17 protein-coding genes and 3 pseudogenes are annotated in these 19,805 nt (G+C 70.1%); 12 read left to right on the top strand and 8 right to left on the bottom strand.

Annotation, left to right across the window (positions count from 1 at the left end; all coding sequences use genetic code 11):
• Positions 1 to 186 precede the first annotated feature (186 nt).
• The 4 genes from Atro_RS08845 (at position 187) to moaE (ending at position 2,871) form a co-directional block, all read left to right on the top strand.
• Complete coding sequence (locus Atro_RS08845; protein ID WP_497927278.1) at positions 187 to 1,581, top strand: PhoH family protein; 1,395 nt, start codon at positions 187 to 189, stop codon at positions 1,579 to 1,581.
• Positions 1,582 to 1,680: 99 nt separating this feature from the next.
• A complete protein-coding gene (moaC, locus tag Atro_RS08840) occupies positions 1,681 to 2,151 on the top strand; it encodes a cyclic pyranopterin monophosphate synthase MoaC (protein WP_497927277.1) in 471 nt (156 codons plus the stop codon).
• Positions 2,152 to 2,174: 23 nt separating this feature from the next.
• Positions 2,175 to 2,423 carry a MoaD/ThiS family protein gene (locus Atro_RS08835; protein WP_497927276.1) on the top strand — a complete coding sequence of 83 codons (249 nt, stop codon included), beginning with the start codon at positions 2,175 to 2,177 and terminating at the stop codon, positions 2,421 to 2,423.
• A 1-nt stretch (position 2,424) separates the two neighbouring features.
• Positions 2,425 to 2,871: a molybdopterin synthase catalytic subunit MoaE gene (moaE, locus tag Atro_RS08830; RefSeq protein WP_497927275.1), complete on the top strand. Its 447-nt coding sequence runs from the start codon at positions 2,425 to 2,427 to the stop codon at positions 2,869 to 2,871.
• Positions 2,872 to 2,939: 68 nt separating this feature from the next.
• On the opposite strand, the pseudogene rhlB reads toward moaE, so the two are convergent.
• From rhlB to Atro_RS08815, 3 genes and pseudogenes are all read right to left on the bottom strand, one after another.
• Positions 2,940 to 4,419: pseudogene (gene rhlB, locus Atro_RS08825) on the bottom strand (ATP-dependent RNA helicase RhlB).
• Between the two features lie 100 nt (positions 4,420 to 4,519).
• Positions 4,520 to 5,677: a dipeptidase gene (locus Atro_RS08820; RefSeq protein ID WP_497927274.1), complete on the bottom strand. Its 1,158-nt coding sequence runs from the start codon at positions 5,675 to 5,677 to the stop codon at positions 4,520 to 4,522.
• Positions 5,678 to 5,703: 26 nt separating this feature from the next.
• Complete coding sequence (locus Atro_RS08815) at positions 5,704 to 6,363, bottom strand: alpha/beta hydrolase (protein ID WP_497927648.1); 660 nt, start codon at positions 6,361 to 6,363, stop codon at positions 5,704 to 5,706.
• A gap of 264 nt (positions 6,364 to 6,627) precedes the next feature.
• On the opposite strand from Atro_RS08815, the gene Atro_RS08810 reads away from it, so the two are divergent.
• Together Atro_RS08810 and Atro_RS08805 are read left to right on the top strand one after the other, a co-directional pair.
• On the top strand, positions 6,628 to 6,909 hold the full coding sequence (locus tag Atro_RS08810) for a GIY-YIG nuclease family protein (RefSeq protein WP_497927273.1): 282 nt from the start codon (positions 6,628 to 6,630) through the stop codon (positions 6,907 to 6,909).
• A gap of 22 nt (positions 6,910 to 6,931) precedes the next feature.
• Positions 6,932 to 7,867 carry a glutathione S-transferase family protein gene (locus Atro_RS08805; protein ID WP_497927272.1) on the top strand — a complete coding sequence of 312 codons (936 nt, stop codon included), beginning with the start codon at positions 6,932 to 6,934 and terminating at the stop codon, positions 7,865 to 7,867.
• A 15-nt stretch (positions 7,868 to 7,882) separates the two neighbouring features.
• On the opposite strand, the gene yejK is transcribed toward Atro_RS08805, so the two are convergent.
• The 5 genes from yejK to Atro_RS08780 form a co-directional block, all read right to left on the bottom strand.
• On the bottom strand, positions 7,883 to 8,893 hold the full coding sequence (gene yejK / locus Atro_RS08800) for a nucleoid-associated protein YejK (RefSeq protein ID WP_497927271.1): 1,011 nt from the start codon (positions 8,891 to 8,893) through the stop codon (positions 7,883 to 7,885).
• Between the two features lie 205 nt (positions 8,894 to 9,098).
• Complete coding sequence (locus Atro_RS08795) at positions 9,099 to 9,317, bottom strand: hypothetical protein (protein ID WP_497927270.1); 219 nt, start codon at positions 9,315 to 9,317, stop codon at positions 9,099 to 9,101.
• A 138-nt stretch (positions 9,318 to 9,455) separates the two neighbouring features.
• The gene (locus tag Atro_RS08790) at positions 9,456 to 10,157 is read right to left on the bottom strand and encodes an HAD-IA family hydrolase (RefSeq protein WP_497927269.1); all 702 of its coding nucleotides are present in this window, start codon (positions 10,155 to 10,157) and stop codon (positions 9,456 to 9,458) included.
• Between the two features lie 111 nt (positions 10,158 to 10,268).
• Positions 10,269 to 11,606: a TAXI family TRAP transporter solute-binding subunit gene (locus Atro_RS08785; protein ID WP_497927268.1), complete on the bottom strand. Its 1,338-nt coding sequence runs from the start codon at positions 11,604 to 11,606 to the stop codon at positions 10,269 to 10,271.
• Between the two features lie 72 nt (positions 11,607 to 11,678).
• Positions 11,679 to 12,590 (bottom strand): LysR family transcriptional regulator, encoded by a 912-nt coding sequence (locus Atro_RS08780; protein WP_497927267.1) that lies wholly within the window; start codon positions 12,588 to 12,590, stop codon positions 11,679 to 11,681.
• Between the two features lie 105 nt (positions 12,591 to 12,695).
• Between Atro_RS08780 and Atro_RS08775 the strand changes: the two genes are divergently transcribed.
• The 6 genes and pseudogenes from Atro_RS08775 to Atro_RS08750 all read left to right on the top strand — a co-directional run bounded on the left by Atro_RS08775 (position 12,696) and on the right by Atro_RS08750 (position 19,804).
• The gene (locus Atro_RS08775; RefSeq protein ID WP_497927266.1) at positions 12,696 to 13,508 is read left to right on the top strand and encodes a DODA-type extradiol aromatic ring-opening family dioxygenase; all 813 of its coding nucleotides are present in this window, start codon (positions 12,696 to 12,698) and stop codon (positions 13,506 to 13,508) included.
• 25 nt (positions 13,509 to 13,533) lie between these two features.
• Complete coding sequence (locus tag Atro_RS08770; RefSeq protein WP_497927265.1) at positions 13,534 to 14,328, top strand: SDR family NAD(P)-dependent oxidoreductase; 795 nt, start codon at positions 13,534 to 13,536, stop codon at positions 14,326 to 14,328.
• Positions 14,329 to 14,377: 49 nt separating this feature from the next.
• Positions 14,378 to 14,686 carry a DUF2218 domain-containing protein gene (locus Atro_RS08765; protein WP_497927264.1) on the top strand — a complete coding sequence of 103 codons (309 nt, stop codon included), beginning with the start codon at positions 14,378 to 14,380 and terminating at the stop codon, positions 14,684 to 14,686.
• A gap of 82 nt (positions 14,687 to 14,768) precedes the next feature.
• Positions 14,769 to 15,988, top strand: a pseudogene (sbcD, locus tag Atro_RS08760) (exonuclease subunit SbcD).
• A pseudogene (locus Atro_RS08755) lies at positions 15,985 to 19,406 on the top strand (AAA family ATPase). The pseudogenes sbcD and Atro_RS08755 overlap by 4 nt, the downstream one beginning before the upstream one ends.
• A 167-nt stretch (positions 19,407 to 19,573) precedes the next feature.
• On the top strand, positions 19,574 to 19,804 hold the full coding sequence (locus Atro_RS08750) for a hypothetical protein (protein ID WP_497927263.1): 231 nt from the start codon (positions 19,574 to 19,576) through the stop codon (positions 19,802 to 19,804).
• Position 19,805 lies beyond the last annotated feature (1 nt).

Raw genomic sequence — 19,805 nt, 5'->3', positions numbered from 1 at the left:
AGGGAAGATGCCCCGTGCGTCACGAGTGTCGCCACGGTCTGTCGAATGCGCGCACGCCCGGCGGCTCCGGCCGGCGGCGTGCCCGGACTCTCCCGCCCGGCGCCGGAGAGGATGGCGGTTTCCCGCGGCGGAGCGCTGTATCCGGCATTCCGTCGCCTGCCCCCGGCCAGACAAAGGTGACCGAATATGGATGAACACGGATGCGCCCATCCCACCCAGGCGACCCTCTACGTCCTCGACACCAACATCCTGATCCACGATCCCAACGCCTTGCTGAATTTCCAGGAGCACCACGTCGGCATCCCGATGACGGTGCTCGAGGAGCTGGACAAGCTGAAGACCGGCAAGCACACCGTGGCTGCCGAGTGCCGCCAGGCGATCCGGCTGATCGACCAGGTGCTCGGCGAGGCGACGCCCGAGGAGGTCGAGCAGGGCGTCCCCATCCAGCGCGGCAAGAGCGGTCCCTGCGGCCTGCTGTCGATCCTGATGAGCCGCCGCGACGGGGCTGACGACCGGTTGCCGGGCGACGACAGCAACGACAACCGCATCATCAACCTGGTGGTGGAACTGAAGAAGCGCCAGCCGGACGTGCCGGTGGTGCTGGTCACCAAGGACATCAACATGCGCCTGAAGGCGCGCGCCTGCGGGGTAGCGGCCGAGGACTACCACACCGACCAGCTGATCGACGACGTCAACCTGCTGCCGCGCGGCTACCACAACCTGAGCGGCTCGTTCTGGGACCGGGTGAGCAAGGTGGATACCCGCCAGGACCACGGCCGCGCCTGGCACCGGGTGCAGCTCACCGACAACCTGCCGTCGCTGCACCTCAACGAGTTCATCCTCGACGAGCAGGGCTTCGTCGGCTGGGTCAAGGGCATCAAGGGCGACGAGCTCCTGATCCTCGACCTACACCAGGAGCCGTTGCTGCATCAGGAAGCCTGGGGGCTGCGTCCGCGCGACGTCTACCAGGCGCTGGCGCTGTTCGCCCTGCTCGAGCCGGACATCCACCTGGTCAACCTGACCGGTGCCGCCGGCTCGGGCAAGACCATCCTCGCCCTGGCCGCGGCCATCGAGCAGACCATGGTCAACAAGCGCTACCGGCGGATCATCGCCACCCGCAGCGTGCAGGGGCTGGACGAGGACATCGGCTTCCTGCCCGGCACCGAGGCGGAGAAGATGGAGCCCTGGCTCGGCGCCATCACCGACAACCTGGAGGCGCTGCACATGGACGACGAGAACACCCATGGCAGCGTCGACTACATCCTGCAGAAGGTGCCTCTGCAGTTCAAATCGCTGAACTACATCCGCGGGCGCAGTTTCCAGCAGAGCCTGATCCTCATCGACGAGTGCCAGAACCTCACCCCGCACCAGATGAAGACCATCATCACCCGTGCCGGCAGCGGCTCGAAGGTGGTCTGTCTGGGCAACCTGGCGCAGATCGACACGCCCTACCTGTCGGCCACCAGCTCCGGGCTGACCTACCTCACCGAGCGCTTCAAGGACTTCCGCCACGGCGTGCACATCACCCTGCAGGGGGTGCCGCGCTCGGCCCTGGCCGAGTACGCCGAGGCGAACATGTAGCGGCGCGGCCGCGGGGCGCCCGCCGGCGCTCCCGCGGCTCTGCGGCCGGCAATCGGCCGGGTATACAATGGGCCCCTTTCGTTCCAGGAGGCGCTGCCCATGCTCACCCACCTCGATTCCCAGGGTCATGCCCACATGGTCGACGTCACCGACAAGGCCAATACCGCCCGCGAGGCCGAGGCCGAGGCCTGGGTGCGCATGCTGCCGGAGACCCTGCGGCTGATCCAGCAGGGCGGCCATCCCAAGGGCGACGTGTTCGCTGTGGCGCGCATCGCCGGGATCATGGCGGCGAAGAAGACCCACGAACTGATTCCGCTCTGCCATCCGCTGCTCTTGACCGGCATCAAGGTCGAGCTGAGCGCCGAGGGCGAGGACCGCGTGCGCATCACCGCGCGCTGCAAGCTGGCCGGACAGACCGGCGTGGAGATGGAGGCGCTGACCGCGGCCAGCGTCGCCGCGCTGACCCTCTACGACATGTGCAAGGCGGTGGACCGCGGCATGCTCATCGAACAGATCCGCCTGCTGGAGAAGCGGGGAGGCAAGAGCGGCCACTACCAGGCCGACGCCTGATTCCGACGGAGAGCAGTATTCCCATGATTCACGTGCATTACTTCGCCCGCTACCGCGAGGCGCTCGGCCTCGACGCCGAGCAGCTCGACTGGAGCGAGTCCTTCGCTCGTCTGGACGACCTGCGCCGCCATCTGCTGGCGCGCGGCGGGGACTGGGCGGTGCTCGGCGAGCGCAACCTGATGTGCGCCCGCAACCAGGAGCTCTGCAGTCTGGACGAGCCCTTGGCCGACGGCGACGAGGTCGCCTTCTTCCCCACCGTCACCGGAGGCTGAGATGGGCATTCGGGTACAGGTCGAAGCCTTCGATCCGGGGGCCGAGCTCAACGCACTGCACGCGGCCAACGTCGGGGTCGGCGCGGTGGTCGGTTTCGTCGGCTACGTGCGCGACTTCAACGAGGGCCGCGAGGTCGGTGGGATGTTCCTCGAGCACTATCCGGGGATGACCGAGAAGGCCCTGGGCAAGATCGCCGACGAGGCCGCGCAGCGCTGGCCGCTGCTCCGGCTGGAGATCCTCCACCGCATCGGCCGCCTGGAGCCGGGCGAGCCGATCGTCTTCGTCGGCACCGCCAGCGCCCACCGCCAGGCGGCCTTCGACGCCTGCGCGTTTGTCATGGACTACCTGAAAACCCGCGCGCCGTTCTGGAAGAAGGAGGACACCGGCGAGGGGCCGCGCTGGGTCGAGGGCCGCGACAGCGACCAGGAAGCGGCGCGGCGCTGGTAGGGTGGAAGATGGCTGAAGCCATCCACCCTGGTCCTGCGGCGTTGTCCACCCTGCGAGGCGATCAGGCGTCAGGAGCGCCGCGGCACCGCCTGGAGCAGCTCGGCGGGCGGAATCTCGCAGTCGATCTTGCGGCCGAGCAGCTTCTCGATCGGCGGCAAGGCGAAGGCGTCGTCCTCGCCGGCGAAGCTGATCGAGGTACCGCTGGAGCCGGCGCGGCCGGTGCGGCCGATGCGGTGCACGTAGTCGTCCGGGTCTTCCGGCAGGGTGTAGTTGATCACGTGGCTGACGCCCTCGACGTGGATGCCCCGGCCGGCCACGTCGGTGGCCACCAGCACGCGGATCTGGCCCTCGCGAAAGCCCTCCAGGACCTTGATGCGCTTATGCTGCGGCACGTCGCCGGACATCTGCGCGGCGCTGACGCCGTCCTTGCTCAGGCGCTCCTCGATGCGCCGCACCTCGTCCTTGCGGTTGGCGAACACCATCACCCGTTCCCAGTTGTTGCGGGTCACCAGGTTGTACAGGAGCTTGTACTTGTCGCTGCCGGCCACCGCGTAGACGTGCTGCTCGACGGTGTCGCTGGCGACGTGCTCCGGCTCGATCTCGACGACCGCCGGGTCGACCGTCCACTGCTTGGCCAGGTTCATCACATCTTCAGTGAAGGTCGCCGAGAACAGCAGGGTCTGCCGTTCGCCCTTGTAGGGGGTCTGGCGGATGATCTGCCGCACCTGCGGGATGAAGCCCATGTCGAGCATGCGGTCGGCCTCGTCGAGCACCAGCACCTCGATCATGTCCAGGTGCACCTCGCCGCGCTGGTTGAAGTCCAGCAGGCGGCCGGGGGTGGCCACCAGGATGTCGCAGAACTTCTCCTCCAACTGCTTGAGCTGCTTGTCGAAGTCCATGCCGCCGACGAAGCTCATCACGTTGAGGCCGGTGTAGCGGGTCAGCGCCAGGGCGTCCTTGGCGATCTGCACCACCAGCTCGCGGGTCGGCGCGATGATCAGCGCGCGCGGCTCGCCCATGTAGCGCTCCTTGGGCGGCGGGGTCTGCAGCAGCTGGCTGATGATCGAGATCAGGAAGGCGGCGGTCTTGCCGGTGCCGGTCTGGGCGCGGCCGATGGCATCCTGGCCCTTGAGGGTGTAGCCGAGCACCTGGGCCTGGATCGGCGTGCAGTAGGGGAAGCCGACGTCGTGGATGGCGTGCATCAGCCGCGGGTCGAGGGCGAAGTCGTGGAAGCGGGTCTTGCCCGGCAGGGGGGCGACGACGAAGTCCTCCAGCGTCCATTCGGTCGCCGGCTTGCTCGGCGGCGGCTCGCGGCGCGGCCGTTCGGCCCTGGGCTTGCCGGCGCTCTTGCGCTCGCCGGCGGGTTTGTCGCCGGCGATCTTCTTGCCCGCGGGCTTGCCTTCGGCGGGGGGGCTTGGTTTTCTGCCGGGGCGGCTTGGGTGGGGTGGCGGGTGCGGTGGAGCGGGGCGCGGGAGCTGGCGTGTCGGCGATGACGGGCGGTTGCGCCGGCTCGCCCATGCCTAGGAGTTTCTTGAGTGCCTTGAGCACGATTATCTCGTCGATGGATGAGGAATGGATTGGCGTCAGTGTAAAGCAAGAGGCCGGTCGGGCGAAGGGTCGCCGGCCTCGAGGCGCCGTGGCGCGTCGGTCAGGGCAGGGTGGCGAGCAGCAGGCGGCGCACGTTGCCGCCCATGATCGCGGCGATCTCGTCCTCGCCGAAGCCGGCGGCGAGCAGACCCTCGGTCAGCATCGGCAGGCCGCTGGCGTCGAAGGCGGTGCGCACGGTGCCGTTGAAGTCCGAACCCAGGGCCACGTGCTCGACGCCGATCAGACCGGCGGTATAGCGGATCGCGTTCACGATGGCCGCCACCGAGCTGTCGCAGACGGCGATATCCCAGAAACCGATGCCGACCAGTCCGCCGTTGGCGGCGATGCGCCGCAACTGGTCGTCGGACAGGTTGCGCGGTCCCGGGCAGGTGCCCTGCACGCCGCCGTGGGAAAACAGCACGGGGCGCGTGGCCATGGCCAGCACCTCGTCGATCACCGCCGGCGAGGCGTGGGCCAGGTCGATCAGCATGCGCTTTTCCTCCAGGCGCGCGACCACCTGGCGGCCGAAGGGGGTGAGGCCGCCCTTGTCCAGGCCGTGGGCCGAGCCGCCCACCTCGTTGTCGAAGTAGTGGGTGATCCCGGCGATGCGAAAGCCGGCGTCGTAGAGCCGGTCGAGGTTCTCCAGACGGCCCTCCAGCGGATGCAGGCCCTCGGTGGCGAGCAGCGCGGCGACCTGGCCGCGGTCGCTCGCGCGCCGCTCGAGGAAACCCTGCAGGTCGGCCCGGCTGCGGATCGGCACCAGGCGCCCGTCGCTGGCGGCGGCCGCCGCGTTCAGCCGTTCGGCCTGGTACAGGGCGCGTTCGAGCAGGCTGCGCCAGGTCGCCGGCGGCCAGCGCTGGAGAATGCTCAGTAGGGTGATGTCGTCGCTGTCGGCGGCGTTGCGCTCCTGGTTCAGCCCGTGCGGGCTCTTGGTCACGGTGGAGAACACCTCCAGGGCGACGTTCCCCTCGAGCAGGCGCGGCAGGTCGCTGTGGCCGTAGCGGGCGCGCTCGAGCGGGTCGCGGTTCCACAGCAGGGCATCGTTGTGCAGGTCGGCGACGAACAGGCGCTTGTGCAGCTGGCGCGCCGCGGCGCTGACCGGGTAGGGCGGCGGGGTGGCGACGGCGTTCAGGCGCCAGTCGATCACCACCGGGGCCAGGAAGAAACCGCTCAGCGCGAGCAGGACGAGCAGGAGCAGGACGATCGACAGTGTGCGCATGACGGCATCCGTGCGGGGCGAAGGGGTCAGCGCGCCAGGCGCTCGGCCAGCCAGAGGCTGATGTCGTGGATTTCCTCGGGGAGCACTTCGTGGCCCATCGGGTAGTCGCGCCATTCCACCGGCACGCCGTGGGCGGCGAGGGCGTCGTGGGCGGCACGGCCGAGGGCCGGCGGCACCACCTCGTCACGGCTGCCGTGCAGATGCAGCACCGGCAGGCGGGCCCGCTCTGCGTCGAGCTCCAGCCGGTTGAAGGTCGGCGCATAGGTGGAGAGCGCCAGCACGCCGGCCAGCGGGCCTTGCCAGCGCAGGAAGGCAGTGTGCAGGACCACCGCGCCGCCCTGCGAGAAGCCTGCGAGGACGATCCGTGCCGGGTCGATGCCGGCGGCGCGCTGCGCCTCGATCAGCGCGATGACCTGGCGCGACGACTCCTCCAGCTGGTCCTCGTCGATGGCCCGGGAGCTCGGGCTCATGGCGAGGATGTCGTACCAGCTGGGCATGCTCCAGCCGCCGTTGATGGTCACCGGCCGGGTCGGCGCCTGCGGCAGGACGAAGCGCACGCCGTTCACGCGGTGCTGCAGGAGGCGGGCGACCGGCTCGAAGTCGTGGCGGTCGGCGCCGAGGCCGTGCAGCCAGATGACGCAAGCGTCGGCGGCGGCCTTCGGTTCGAGGATCAGGGGTTCGGTGATCATGGTGGGCTCCGGGCGATGGTCTGGCGCAAGGGTACACAAGTTTGTTTGCAGCAGCGCGGCAGGGGCGATTGGAGATCCGCCGGATAATCGCCTACCCTCGCCCCAGACACCTTGCCGGCCCATGCCCATGATTGCCCACCAGCCGTTTCCCGTCGCCTGCGGCGCGCCCGTCGTCCTTCCCGACCGTCGTGCGCCGACGGCCTTCCGGCGCCCGGCCGGCCTCGACTTCGGCGACGGCGGGCGATCCGTGGGGGGCCGGGCATGAGTGCGGAACTGTCGCGGCCCTGGTTCGTCTACTTGGTACGCGCCGCCAACGGCGCGCTCTACTGCGGCATCAGCGACGATCCGCATCGGCGCTTCGCCGTGCACCAGAGTGGCCGCGGCGCGCGCTTTTTCCACACCAGCCCGGCCCGCGAACTGGCCTATGTCGAGGCCTGCGCCGACAAGGGCGCCGCCCTGCGCCGCGAGCGGGCGATCAAGCGCCTGGCCAAGCCGGCCAAGGAGGCCCTGGTGGCCGCCGGCGCCGTCGTTCTGGAAAGCTGACTTCACCCCGGAGGAGGTCGCGATGCACGAGCCCGTCCTGCACCATTACCCGAGTTCGCCGTTCGCCGAAAAGGTGCGCCTGATCCTCGGCTTCAAGCAACTGTCCTGGCGCTCGGTAACCATTCCGCGGGTGATGCCCAAGCCCGACCTGCTGGCTCTGACCGGCGGCTACCGGCGTACCCCGGTGCTGCAGGTCGGCGCCGACATCTACTGCGACAGCGCGCTGATCGCCCGGCGTCTGGAGGCGGAGAAGGCCACCCCGGCGCTGTTGCCGGAGGGCCAGGAATTCAATGTCGCCGGCCTTGCCGCCTGGGCCGACGGCCAGCTGTTCCTGCATGCGGCGAGCCTGGCCTTCCAGCCCGAAGCGGTCGCCCAGCGCTTCGCCCAGTCGCCGCCGGGCGAGCTCAAGGCCTTCATCGAGGACCGCGCCGCGCTGTTCAGCGGCGGCGTCTTCGACCGCCTGCCGCTGGAGCAGGCCCGTCAGCAGTGGCCGATCCTGATGGCCTGGCTGGAGCGGCAGCTGGCGCATGCGGACGGCGACTACCTGTTCGGCGAGCCCTCGCTGGCCGACTTCGCGGTGGCCCACCCGCTCTGGCTGCTGCGCGCCATGCCGCTCACCGCCGTGCTGGTCGATGCCTGGCCGGCGGTGGCTCTCTGGCTCGACCGGGTGCTCGACTTCGGCCATGGCTCGTGCAGCGAGCTGTCCGCGGCCGAGGCCATCGAGATCGCCCGCGCGGCGACCCCGGCGCCGCTGCCGGCCGAGGCGGATATCGAGGGAACCAACTGGCGCATTGGCCAGCGGGTGGTCGTCGCCGCCACCGACTACGGCGTCGAGCCGGTGGAGGGCGAACTGCTGCATGCCGGCCTCGAGGAGCTGATCCTGCGCCGCGAGGACCCGCGCGCCGGGCTGCTGCACGTGCACCTGCCGCGCCTGGGGTTCCGCGTCGAGGCGCGCTGAGCCGCGCCCCGGCGGCTATTGCTCCTGGCGGCGCTTGAGCTGGTCCTTCAGCTGGCTCGGCAACTGGCGGATGGTCAGGGTGTCGTGCGCCTCGTCGTACTCGACCCGCGAGCCCAGCAGGTGCGCCTCGAAGCTGATCGACAGGCCCTCGGCGCGCCCGGTGAAGCGGCGGAACTGGTTGAGGGTGCGCTTGTCCGGCGGGATTTCCGGCGCCAGGCCGTAGTCCTTGTTGCGGATGTGCTCGTAGAAGGCCCGCGGGCGTTCCTCGTCGATCAGCCCGGACAGCTCCTCCAGGGCGATCGGTGCGCCGAGGCGGGCCTGGGCGCTGGCGTAGTCGACCAGTGCGCTGGTCTTCTCGCGGGCCTCTTCCTCGGCCAGGTCCTCGTTCTCGACGAAGTCGCTGAAGGCCTTGAGCAGGGTGCGCGTCTCGCCGGGCGCATCGACGCCCTCGCGGCAGCCGATGAAGTCGCGGAAGTAGTCCGAGACCTTCTTGCCGTTCTTGCCCTTGATGAAGGAGATGTACTGCTTCGACTGCTTGTTGTTCTGCCACTCGGAGATATTGATCCGCGCCGCCAGGTGCAGCTGGGCGAGGTCCAGGTGCTTGGCCGGCGCGACATCGAGGCTGTCGGTGACGGCCACCCCCTCGCTGTGGTGGAGCAGGGCGATGGCCAGGTACTCGGTCATGCCCTGCTGGTAGTGGGCGAACAGCACGTGGCCGCCGGTGGACAGGTTGGACTCCTCCATCAGCGTCTTCAGGTGCTCCACGGCCTGGCGGCTGAAGGCGGCGAAGTCGCTGCCGCCCTCCAGGTAGGCGCTCAGCCAGCCGCTGAAGGGGTAGGCGCCGGATTCCTCCTGGAACAGCCCCCAGGCCTTGCCCTGCTTGGCGTTGTAGCTGTCGTTGAGGTCGGCGAGCAGGTTCTCCAGGGCCTGCGAATCGGCCAGCGTCGAATCGCGGGCATATAGCACGGCGGGGTTGCCGTCGGGTTTCTTCTCGATCAGGTGAACGATGCAGTGGCGTATCGGCACGGCGGTCTCGGGCAGTGGAGGAAGGGACGCGGAAGTTTACCCGAGGTGCGCGGCGCTGCTCCGGCAAAAGCGCCCGGTCGTCGATGGCGGATGGCGGATGGCGGATGGCGGATGGCGGGGTGCGGGTTCGGCCTGCCCTATAGAAGCACGCAGGCGGGTCGTGCAAAGAGCGAAGCCCGCGTCCTGCGGGCTTTTCGCGGTCTGGCTAGCGTCTTTTCTTCCGGCTCGCCGCCCGTTCCAGCTGCTGCAGGTGATGCCAGGCCTGCTCCTGTGCGGCAGCTTCCTGGCGGGCCCACAGGTCGTCCGGCGTGCCGTCGAGACGATGCGACGCCCTCGCTCGCATCCAGTGATGCAGATACAGCTTCCTGGCAATCAAGGCGCAGCCCAGTAGGGCAAGGACAAGAGTGGTGCTGATCGTGAACATCGTTCGCTCTCCATGTCGGGATGTTCTGTAACTGTAGCAGGTGGTCGCCGCTCGTCAGGCGAAGGGGCGAGGGAGAGGCGCAGGGCCGGGGCTCCGCCGGCCCTCTCTCCGGCGGGAGGAGGGCGTGGCGGTGCGGGGTCAGAGGGAGGTTTCGGCAAGGTCCAGGTAGCGCAATCTCTCGACCAGCGCCGGCAGTTCGCGCATGTCGTGCAGCAGGTGCTCGACCCCCAATTCGCGCAGGATCTCGCCCTGCTCGGGCGGAATGTGGCTGGCGCCGAGGAAGCCGATCACCTGCATGCCGGCGGTGAGGGCGGCGGTGGCTCCGGTAGCGCTGTCTTCGACGACCAGGCAACGCTGCGGGTCCACGCCTGCCGTGCTGGCCGCCAGCAGGTAGATGTCCGGTGCCGGCTTGGGGCGCCTGACCCGATCGGCGCTGAACACGCCCACGTCGACCCGCCCGGTCAGCCCGGTGCGTTCCAGCGCGTGGCGCACCGCCTCGTGCTGGCTGTTCGAGGCGATCGCCAGCGGCAGGTCGATGGCATGGAGTGCCTCGCGCACGCCGGCGATCGCCTGCACTTCGGCACGGATGATCGTCTCGGCGCGGCGGCGCACGTTGGGATGGAAGTCGGCCGGCAGGTCGAGGCCGAAATGCGCGGCGACCCGGGCGATGATGTCGCGGCTCTGCAGGCCGAAGGTGCCGGCCAGCTGCACGTCCAGCTCATGTTCCGGCACCAGCGCGGCGAGCGCCTCGCGGATCACGCGGCCGGTGATGATTTCGCTGTCGATCAGCACGCCGTCGCAATCGCAGATCAACAGGTCGATATGGCTGGTTCGGGTCATATACGCGGGCCTCTTCATTAAGTTTGTTTTGCAGGATTCGAAGACGATCCACGCATATAACCCGGCCAGGGGGGCAGCGCGCAAGGTTCGGGAGACGGCAGGGCGGCGAGTTCACTGCGGCCGCAGCGTTTCCCCGGGCGGCGGTTCCTCGCCGGCGAGCCCGCGCAGCCGTTCGATCATGTAGTGCACGTGCAGGTGCAGGGTGTACAGCTCGTGGGAGAAAGACAGCGGTAGCTCGACCCGGCCGAGGCGTTTCTCCATCTCCTCGAGCCGGGCGATTTCCTCCGCCTCGTGGCCGCGGATGCTGCCGTCGTGGATGCGCGCGTCGATCTCGTGCAGATGCCGGTACCAGCGGTAGGTCCGCGCGCGCATGCGCCACTCGTAGAGCGGCGAGACCAGCTTGCCGAGCGGCAGCAGGATGGCGAGGGCGGGGATCAGCAGCACGATGTAGCGGTCGATCACCGAGGCGATGCGAAACGGCAGGAAGCGCTGCAGGTAGGGCAGGCCGGTGCGGTAGTAGCTGTCGGCCTCCTTGGTCAGGGGAAAGCTGCTCGGCTCGGGGCGCGGGAAGCTGTCCGGCGGGTCGAGCAGGCTGCCCGGCTGCAGGATCCGCCGCGCGCTTTCCAGCAGCAGCGGCGTCAGCGCCGGATGCAGGCTGCGGTTGGCGACCAGGGTGGCCATCGGCGACAGCAGGGTGAGCGGCCGGTCGGGGCTGTTGCTGGCCAGATCGAGCACGCCCTCCGGCAGGGGCAGCGCCTTGAGGAAGGGAAAATGCGCCTGGTAGGCCTCGGCGCGGCGCAGGTCGGCCAGGCGCAGGGCGGGATTGAGCGCCAGCGCCTGGATCAGGGGATTTCCCGGCGGACCGACGAAGAAGGCCGCCTCCAGATGGCCGTCGTCCAGGGCGGCGCTCGCCTGCCGGCCGCCCAGCGCCAGCCAGCCCGGCTCCCGGGCCAGGCCGTTGGCGGCGAGGAGGGCGAGGACCACCGCCTGGGTGCCGCTGCCGTCCTGGCCGATGCCGACCCGCTTGCCGCGCAGCTCGGTCAGCTCGCGGATGTCGAGGCCGTAGCGCTGGAACAGCCACAGCGGTTCCTGGTAGAGCGCGCCGAGCCCGTGCAGGCGGCGGCGCTCCTCCGCCGTCAGCTGCTGCTCGGTGCCGCTCTGCACCAGGGCGATCTGCACCTCGCTGTCCGGGGCGAGCAGGCGCCGGAGGTTGTCCGGCGAACCGGCCGTGGCGACCAGCTCCAGCTCGATGCCTTCCTCGGCCAGGCGGGCCTTCAGGCGCTCGCCGAAGGCCTGGTAGCCGCCGCCCTCGGGACCGGTGGCCAGGCTCAGGCGGGTCGGCGGGGCCGGATCGATGGCCAGGACGAACAGGACGCCGATCAGCAGCAGGATGGGGATCAGCCAGAGATTGGCCTTGAGGTAGATCTTCAGGTCGTGCAGGCGGGTCATGGGCGGCTACCGTGGCAACGGGATGCACTGTCCCTGTCCATCACCATAGCCAAGTCGCCGGCTGGGTGCCGTTCAGCGTACCCACGCCGGGCGGGCGGCGAAGGCCTCGACCAGGTAGTCGAGCATCGCCCGGACCTTGGCCGGCGGGCGGCGCTCGGGCGGGTAGAGGGCATGGATGCCGCCCAAGGGATGCGGCGGATGGTCGAGCTCCAGGGGCACCAATTCGCCGCGCTCGAGGGCTTCGGCGACGATGAACAGCGGCTGGTAGATCAGCCCCTGGCCGCCGAGCGCGGCGGCCAGCAGGGCCTCGCCGTTGTTCGCCGCCAGGTCGCCGGAAACCGCCACGCGCACGCTGCCGTCGCGGCCGAAGGCCCATTCCCGGCTGCCGCCCCAGGACGACAGCGTATAGCCCAGACAGTTGTGCTGGCCGAGATCGGCGACCCGCCGCGGCACCCCGCGCCGGTCGAGATAGTCCGGCGCGGCGCAGACCAGCGTCGGGCAGTCGCCGAGGCGGCGCGCCTGCAGCGGACTGTCGGCGAGCCGGCCGACGCGCACGGCCAGGTCCCAGCGGCCCTCGAGAAGATCGACCTGGCTGTCGGTCAGACCCAGCTCGATGCGCACTGCCGGATGGCGGCGGGTGAAGGCCGGCAGCAGCGGGGCGATGAAGCGGTTACCGAAGCTCAGCGGCACGTTCATGCGCAGCAGGCCGCTGGCCTCGACCCGCTGCGAGAGCAGCGCCGCCTCGGCCTCGTCGAGTTCGCCGAGGAGGCGCTGGCAGGTCTCCAGGTACTGGCTGCCGGCGTCGGTGAGGACCAGGCGCCGGGTGCTGCGCTGGAACAGCTTGAGGCTGAGGCGCCGCTCCAGGGCGTCCACGTGCTTGGTCGCCATGGCCGGCGACATCTCCAGCCGGCGGGCGGCGGCGGACAGGCTGCCGGCGCTGGCGGCACGGACGAAGACGCGCATGCCGGTGATGCGGTCGAGCATGGTCATTTCCTACCCTTAGTGAGAATTGCTGCTGCGGATTGGCAGATTATCCGTTGCCAGGCGCAGGTCCATACTCCTTGCCACTTACCGCTTAGGAGCCCGCCCATGTCCGCCCGCGAAGCCATCCAGCCGACCCTGTTCGTGCCCCACGGCGCCGGTCCCTGCTTCTTCATGGACTGGAATCCGCCGGATGCCTGGAATGCCATGGCCGCCTTCCTGCGCGGAGTCGCCGGCACGCTGCCACAGCCGCCACGGGCGATCCTGATGGTCTCGGCACACTGGCTGGAGCCGGCGTTCGCGGTTACCGGCGCCCGCCAGCCAGGACTGATCTACGACTACTACGGCTTTCCGCTGCACACTTACGAGCTGCGTTATTCCGCGCCCGGCGATCCGGCGCTGGCCGCCCGGGTCGCCGGCCTGCTCGGCGCGGCCGGTTTGCCCTGCAGTCAGGATGCGCTGCGCGGCTTCGACCACGGCACGTTCATCCCGCTGAAGCTGATGTTCCCCACCGCCGACATCCCGGTGGTGCAGCTGTCGCTGCGCAGCGACCTGGATCCTGCCGCGCACCTCGCGGCCGGCCGCGCGCTGGCGCCGCTGCGCGAGGAGGGCGTGCTGATCGTCGGCAGCGGCATGAGCTTCCACAACATGCGCGGCTACGGCGATCCGCGCTTCGGTCCGCTGTCCGACGAGTTCGACCGCTGGCTGAGCGCCTCGGTGGAGGCCGCGCCGGCCGAGCGCGCGGCGCGTCTGGCGCATTGGGAGGCGGCGCCGGCGGCGCGGCTCTGCCATCCGCCGCGCGCCGAGGAGCACCTGCTGCCGCTCATGGTGGTCGCCGGCGCGGCGGCCGACGGACGCGGCCGGCGGGTGTTCTCCGACCGGGTGATGGAAACCACCCTGTCGGCCTTCCGTTTCGACTAACCGCACCGACAACAAGGAGCTTCCCATGATCATCGATCTGTCCGGCAAGACCGCCCTGGTCACCGGCTCCACCAGCGGCATCGGCCTGGCCATCGCCCGCGGGCTGGCCGAGGCCGGCGCCACCGTGGTCGTCAACGGCCGCGAGCAGGCCCGGGTCGACGCGGCCCTGGCGCAGCTGCGCGACACCCAAGGCGGCGCCTCGGCCCGCGGCGTGGCCGGCGACCTGGGCACGGCCGCCGGCTGCCAGGCGCTGATCGCCGCCGAGCCGGAGGCCGACATCCTGGTCAACAACCTCGGCATCTACGGCGCCAAGGAGTTCTTCGAGCTCGGCGACGAGGACTGGGAGGAGATCTTCCAGGTCAACGTGATGAGCGGCATCCGCCTGTCGCGCCATTACGCCCGGGGCATGCAGGCCCGCGGCTGGGGGCGTATCCAGTTCATCTCCAGCGAGTCGGCGCTGAACATTCCCGGCGAGATGGTCCACTACGGGGTCAGCAAGACGGCGCTGCAGGGCGTCTCGCGCGGCCTGGCCAAGGTGCTGGCCGGCAGCGGGGTGACGGTCAACAGCATCCTGCCGGGGCCGACCCGCACCGAGGGGGTGATCGCCTTCATCGCCGAGCTGGCCCGCCAAGAGGGCGTCACCCCGGAGGAAATGGAGCGGCTGTTCATCCAGCGCCATCGCCCGTCGAGCCTGCTGCGGCGCTTCGCCGAGCCGGCGGAGGTCGCCCACCTGTGCGTCTACGCCGCCTCGCCGCAGGCCAGCGCCACCACCGGCGCGGCGCTGCGCGTGGAAGGCGGGATCGTCGAGAGCATCGCCTGACATTCACCGCTGGCCGGCGCGCCCGGCCGACCTGCCGAGGAGTACCGCCATGGCCGTTTCATCCGCCCGCATCGCCACCCAGGACCCGCCCCGCCTGATCCGGCGCCTGTGCAAGCACTGGGCGCACAAGTTTCCCGTCAGCCTCGACGAGCGGCAGGGCGAGATCCGGCTGCCCTTGGGGCACTGCCTGCTGCAGGCGGGCGACGGGCAACTGGAGATCCGCCTGCAGGCGAGCGACGCCGAGCAGGTCCAGCGTTTCCAGCAGGTGGTCGCCGAGCACCTGCAGCGCATGGCCGGCGACGAAACGCTGGACTTCGCCTGGCGCGACGACGAGGTCCGGCAGCACACGGCCGACTGATAGCGGACAGGCGCATTCGGGCTTGCCAGTCAGGGCGGGGAGGTGCCAAGGTGCCCCGCCTTTTTCCGGACGACGGACCGCCATGCGCCTCCTGCACACCTCCGACTGGCATCTCGGCCAGCACTTCATGGGCAAGACCCGCCAGGCCGAGCACCAGGCCTTCTGCGCCTGGCTGATCGAGCAGGTGCGCGAGCACGCGGTCGACGCGCTGATCGTCGCCGGCGATGTGTTCGACAGCGGTGCGCCGCCCAGCTATGCCGCGAGCAGTACAACCGCTTCATCGTCGCGCTGCGCGAGACCGGCGCGCGGCTGGTGGTGCTCGGCGGCAACCACGACTCGGTGGCCATGCTTGGCGAATCGCGCGACCTGCTGGCCTGCCTGGACACCTGGGTGATCCCGGGAGTGGCGGCGGACCCGGCCGAGCAGCTCCTGGTGCTGCCGCGGCGCGACGGCTCGCCGGGGGCGTTGCTCTGCGCGATCCCCTTCATCCGCCCGCGCGACGTGCTGAAAAGCGAGGCCGGGCAGAGTGCCGGCGACAAGCTGCAGGCGCTGCAGGCGGCGATCCGCGAACATTACCGGGCGCTGTTCGCCCTCGCCGAGGCGCGCCGTGCGGAGCCGGGCGGCACCCTGCCGATCGTCGCCACGGGGCACCTGACCACCGTCGGCGCCAGCGCCAGCGAGTCGGTGCGGGAGATCTACGTCGGCAGTCTGGAGGCCTTTCCCAGCGACGCCTTCCCGCCGGCGGCCTACATCGCTCTCGGCCACATCCATCGCCCGCAGAAGGTCGGCGGACGGGAGCACATCCGCTACAGCGGCTCGCCGATCCCGCTGTCCTTCGACGAGGCGCGCCAGCAGAAGGAAGTGCTGCTGGTCGACCTGCACGCGGACGGCCTCGAGGCGGTGACGCCGCTGCCGGTGCCCCGTTTCCAGCCGCTGGTCGCGCTGCGCGGCGCCCTTGCCGAGTTGGCTGGCGCCATCGCCGAGGCGGCCGCGCAGGGCAGCGCCGAGTGTCCGGTGTGGCTGGAGGTGCAGGTCGCCACCGACGAGCACCTGCCCGATCTGCCGGCGCGCATCGCCGCCCTCTGCGTGGGGCTGCCGGTGGAGGTGCTGCGCATCCGCCGCGAGCGCGGCGGTGCCGCCGCCCGCCTGCAGCGCGAGGCGCAGGAAACCCTCGACGACTTGCACCCCGAAGAGGTGTTCGAGCAGCGCCTGGCCGGCGAGGCGCTGGACGAGGCGCTGGCCGGGCGCCTGCGCGGCCTGCACCGCCAGGTGCTCGACGAGCTGCGGGAGGAGCGGACATGAAGATCCTCAGCCTGCGCCTGAAGAACCTCAACTCGCTGAAGGGCGAGTGGAAGATCGATTTCCGCGAAGCGCCGTTCAAGGACAACGGCCTGTTCGCCATCACCGGGCCGACCGGCGCCGGCAAGACCACCCTGCTCGACGCCATCTGCCTGGCCCTCTACCACTGCACGCCGCGCATGGACAAGGTTTCCAAGGAAGCCAACGAGCTGATGACCCGGCACACCGCCGAGTGCCTGGCCGAGGTGGAGTTCGAGGTCAAGGGGCAGGGCTACCGGGCCTTCTGGAGCCAGCGCCGTGCCCGCGACAAGGCCGATGGCACCTTGCAAGCTCCGAAAGTGGAGCTGGCCGCAGCGGACGGCACCATCCTCGCCGACAAGGTCGGCGACAAGCTTGCCCGGATCGAGGCGCTCACCGGCCTCGACTTCGCGCGCTTCACCCGTTCCATGCTGCTCGCCCAGGGCGGTTTCGCCGCCTTCCTCGAGGCCGACGCGAAGAGCCGCGCCGAACTGCTCGAACAGCTCACCGGCACCGAGATCTACGGGCAGATCTCCGGCGGGTCTATGCCCATGCCAAGCAGGCCGAAGAGGCGCTCGAACTGCTCAAGGCCAAGGCCGGCGGCGTCGAGTTGCTCGACGAGGGGCAACGCGCCGAGCTGCTCGCCGAAGCCGCCGACCTGACCGACCGGGAAGCGCCGCTGCGGGCGCGCCACGATGAGTTGCAGGCGCAGCGCCAGTGGCTGGATCGCCTGGCCCAGGCCGAAGCCCATCAGGCGCAGGCCGGCGAAAACTGCCGGGCAGCCGAGCAGGCTTTGGGCGAGGCTGCGCCGCAGCTGGCCCGGCTGGCCGCCGGCGAGCCGGCACTGCGCCTGCAACCGGCTTATCAGGCCTGGCTGCAGGCCCGCCAGCAACTGCAGCAGAGCGAGCGCAGCCGCGAGCTGATCCTCGGCGAGCGCCAGCAGGCTGTGGCGGAAGTCGGCCTGCGGCTGTGGCAGGCCAGCCAGGCTGCCGGACAGATCGCCGAGGCCGCCCGCGCCAAGGAGTCCGTCCTGCGCCGGCAGCAGCAGGAACTGCAGGAGCGCCTGGCTGCGCAGCCGCGGCATGCCGGGCTGGGGGAATGCCTCGCTGCCTGGCGTGGGCAGTTCGAGCGGCGCCGGCAGGAGCTTGCGGCAATCGGCGAGGCCGGACGCAAGCGGCAACGCTACCAGGCGGCGCTGGCCGAGCTGGTGGCGCAGGAGCAGGCCGCCGCGCTCGCGCAGCGCGATGGGCAGGCGGCGCTGGCGGCCGCACGCGACGGTGAGCGCCTGGCTTCGGCGCAGCTCGATGCGCTGCTGCAGGGCTGCGCGGAGAACGAGTTGCGCGCGCAATGGCAAGGTCTGCACGAGCAGCAGCAGGCGCTGGTCCAGTTGCAGGAGATCGAGCGGCAGCGCCGGCGCCTCGCGGAGCGTCTCGAACCGATGGCCGCCGAACAGGCGACTCTGCTGCAGCGACAAGGCCAGTTTCGCCACCAGGGCGAGCGGTTGCGCCAGCGTTGCGACGAGCTGAAGGCGCAGGTTGCCGACAAGCTCCGGCTGCAGGCCCAGGAGCGTCGTATCCAGGAGCTGGAGGTTTATCGTCGCCAGCTGCAGCCGGATGAGGCTTGTCCGTTGTGCGGTTCCTGCGAGCATCCGGCGATCACGGCCTATCAGGCGCTGGACCTGTCGCAGACCGAGCGCGAATTACAGGCCTGTCAGGTCGAATTGGAGCATTGCCAGGCCGAGGCCAACGAAACGGATCGGGCACTGGCGAGCGTCACGGCACGGCTCGAACAACTGGCCTTGCAAGAGGGTGATGTGCGGGGCGAGTCGGGCGAACTGGCCGAGCGTTGGCGCCAGGGCTGCCGGACGCTGGGGAGCGAGCTGGCCGACGCCGCCGCGCTGGCCGATTACCGCAGCCGGCAGGACGAGCGGCTGCAGGCCATGACCCGTCGCCTTGAGCGTCTGGATGCCGCCAAGGCGGAGCAGGAGCGGGCACGCCAGGCTCGTGAGCGCTGGGACAAGTGCTGTGCCGAGCGAGAGCAGGCCATCGCTGTGCTGGCCCAGCGCCAGTGCAATGGCCGCGAGCTGCTGCAGGAGCTGGACGGGCAATTGGCGACGCTGCGCGGCCGGCTGGCGCATCTCGAACAGGCTCTGACCGTCGAGCTGCAGGCTTTCGGTCATGCGCTGCCGGAGGATGACGGCGAGCGCTGGCTCGTCGCCCGCGAGGCCGAGTGGCAAGCTTGGCAGGCGGACCAGGAGCGGCTGCGGCAGCTGGAGTCCAGTCTGGCGCTCCAGGGCCGCGCGGTCGAGAGCGGCGAGGTGCAGGCCGCGTTCTGGCAACAGCGCTGGCAGGCGCTCGGCGAGGCCGGGCGGTCGCCGCTGGCGGTCGACGAGCCGCAGGCGGCGCTGGACGAGGCGGAGGCCGCTCTGCAGGCGGCGCGGCGCTCGGTCGACGAACTGGGCGGTCGGCTGCAGTCGCTGGACGAGGCGCTGCAGGGGCAGCGCCGGCAACTCGGGGCCTGCACCAGCGACTGGCTGACGCAACTGGCGCAGAGTCCCTTCGCCGACGAAGCGGCCTTTCTCGCCGCGCGGCTCGATGAGGCCGAGCACACCGGGTTGCAGGCCCTCAGGGGCCGCCTGGAGCGGGCGCAGACCGAGGCCCTGGCCTTGCGCGTTGCCGCCGAGCAGGCGCTGGCCGAGTTGCGTGCCTCGCCGGCCACCGAGTTGTCTGCCGGCGAGCTGGCGGCGCAGCTGCAGGCGCTGGTCGAGCAGCTCAGGAGCCTGGCCCAGCGCCAGGGCGAGATCCGCGCCACACTGTCCGCCGACGACGAACGCCGGCAAAGCCGGCAGGCGCTGTTCGCCGAGATCGAGCAGCGTCAGGGCGAGTACGACCTCTGGCAGCACCTCAACGGGCTGATCGGGTCGAAGGAGGGCGATAAGTACCGCAAGTTCGCCCAGGGCCTGACCCTCGACCACCTGATCTGGCTGGCCAACCGCCAGCTGGTGCGCCTGCTCGGCCGCTACCAGCTGGCGCGCCGGGCCGGCGGCGAGCTGGAGCTGGAGGTGGTCGACACCTGGCAGGGCGACGCGGCCCGCGACACCCGTACCCTGTCCGGCGGCGAGAGCTTCCTGGTCAGCCTGGCGCTGGCGCTGGCGCTGTCCGATCTGGTCAGCCACAAGACCAGCATCGACTCGCTGTTCCTCGACGAGGGGTTCGGCACCCTCGACGGCGAAACCCTGGAGATCGCCCTGGATGCCCTGGACAGCCTCAACGCCAGCGGCAAGACCATCGGCGTGATCAGCCACGTCGAGGCCCTCAAGGAGCGCATTCCGGTGCAGCTCAAGGTGAGCAAAGGGGTGGGCCTGGGCTACAGCAGCCTGGAAAGGCGCTTTGCCGTGCCCTGAGTCAGTTTCTACGTAAATGGCATCAAATATGCTTAATGCCGGCCCGGTCCTGCAAATCGGCGGGGCCGGCCGGTTTGTCGCACCAGCAGCGTGCACTGGCCGCCCTGTCGCGGAACCGTAACCAATTTTCTGTAAATAGCTGCCATCGCAAAGCGGAGCCCTGTGGTATGTCCACCCTGACCGAACTCGTCCAACAGATCGCCCAACTCTATCCCCTGGAGGACAAGCGGGTCGGCAAGCGCTATCGCGTGGTCGACGAACTGGCCGGGATGACCGAACTGGAGGAGGTCGGCGGTGCGCCGCGCTACATCCGCACCGCCGAGCTGAAGGACCGCCGCCTGTGGGCCCATGCCGCCGACAGCTGGCCCGAGCGGCGCCGGCGCGGCACCCAGCGCTGAC

It is taken from the genome of Azotobacter tropicalis (genome assembly GCF_059739045.1).
Note: the sequence above shows the minus strand (reverse complement) of the source record. Positions and strands in the feature narration are given on the sequence as shown.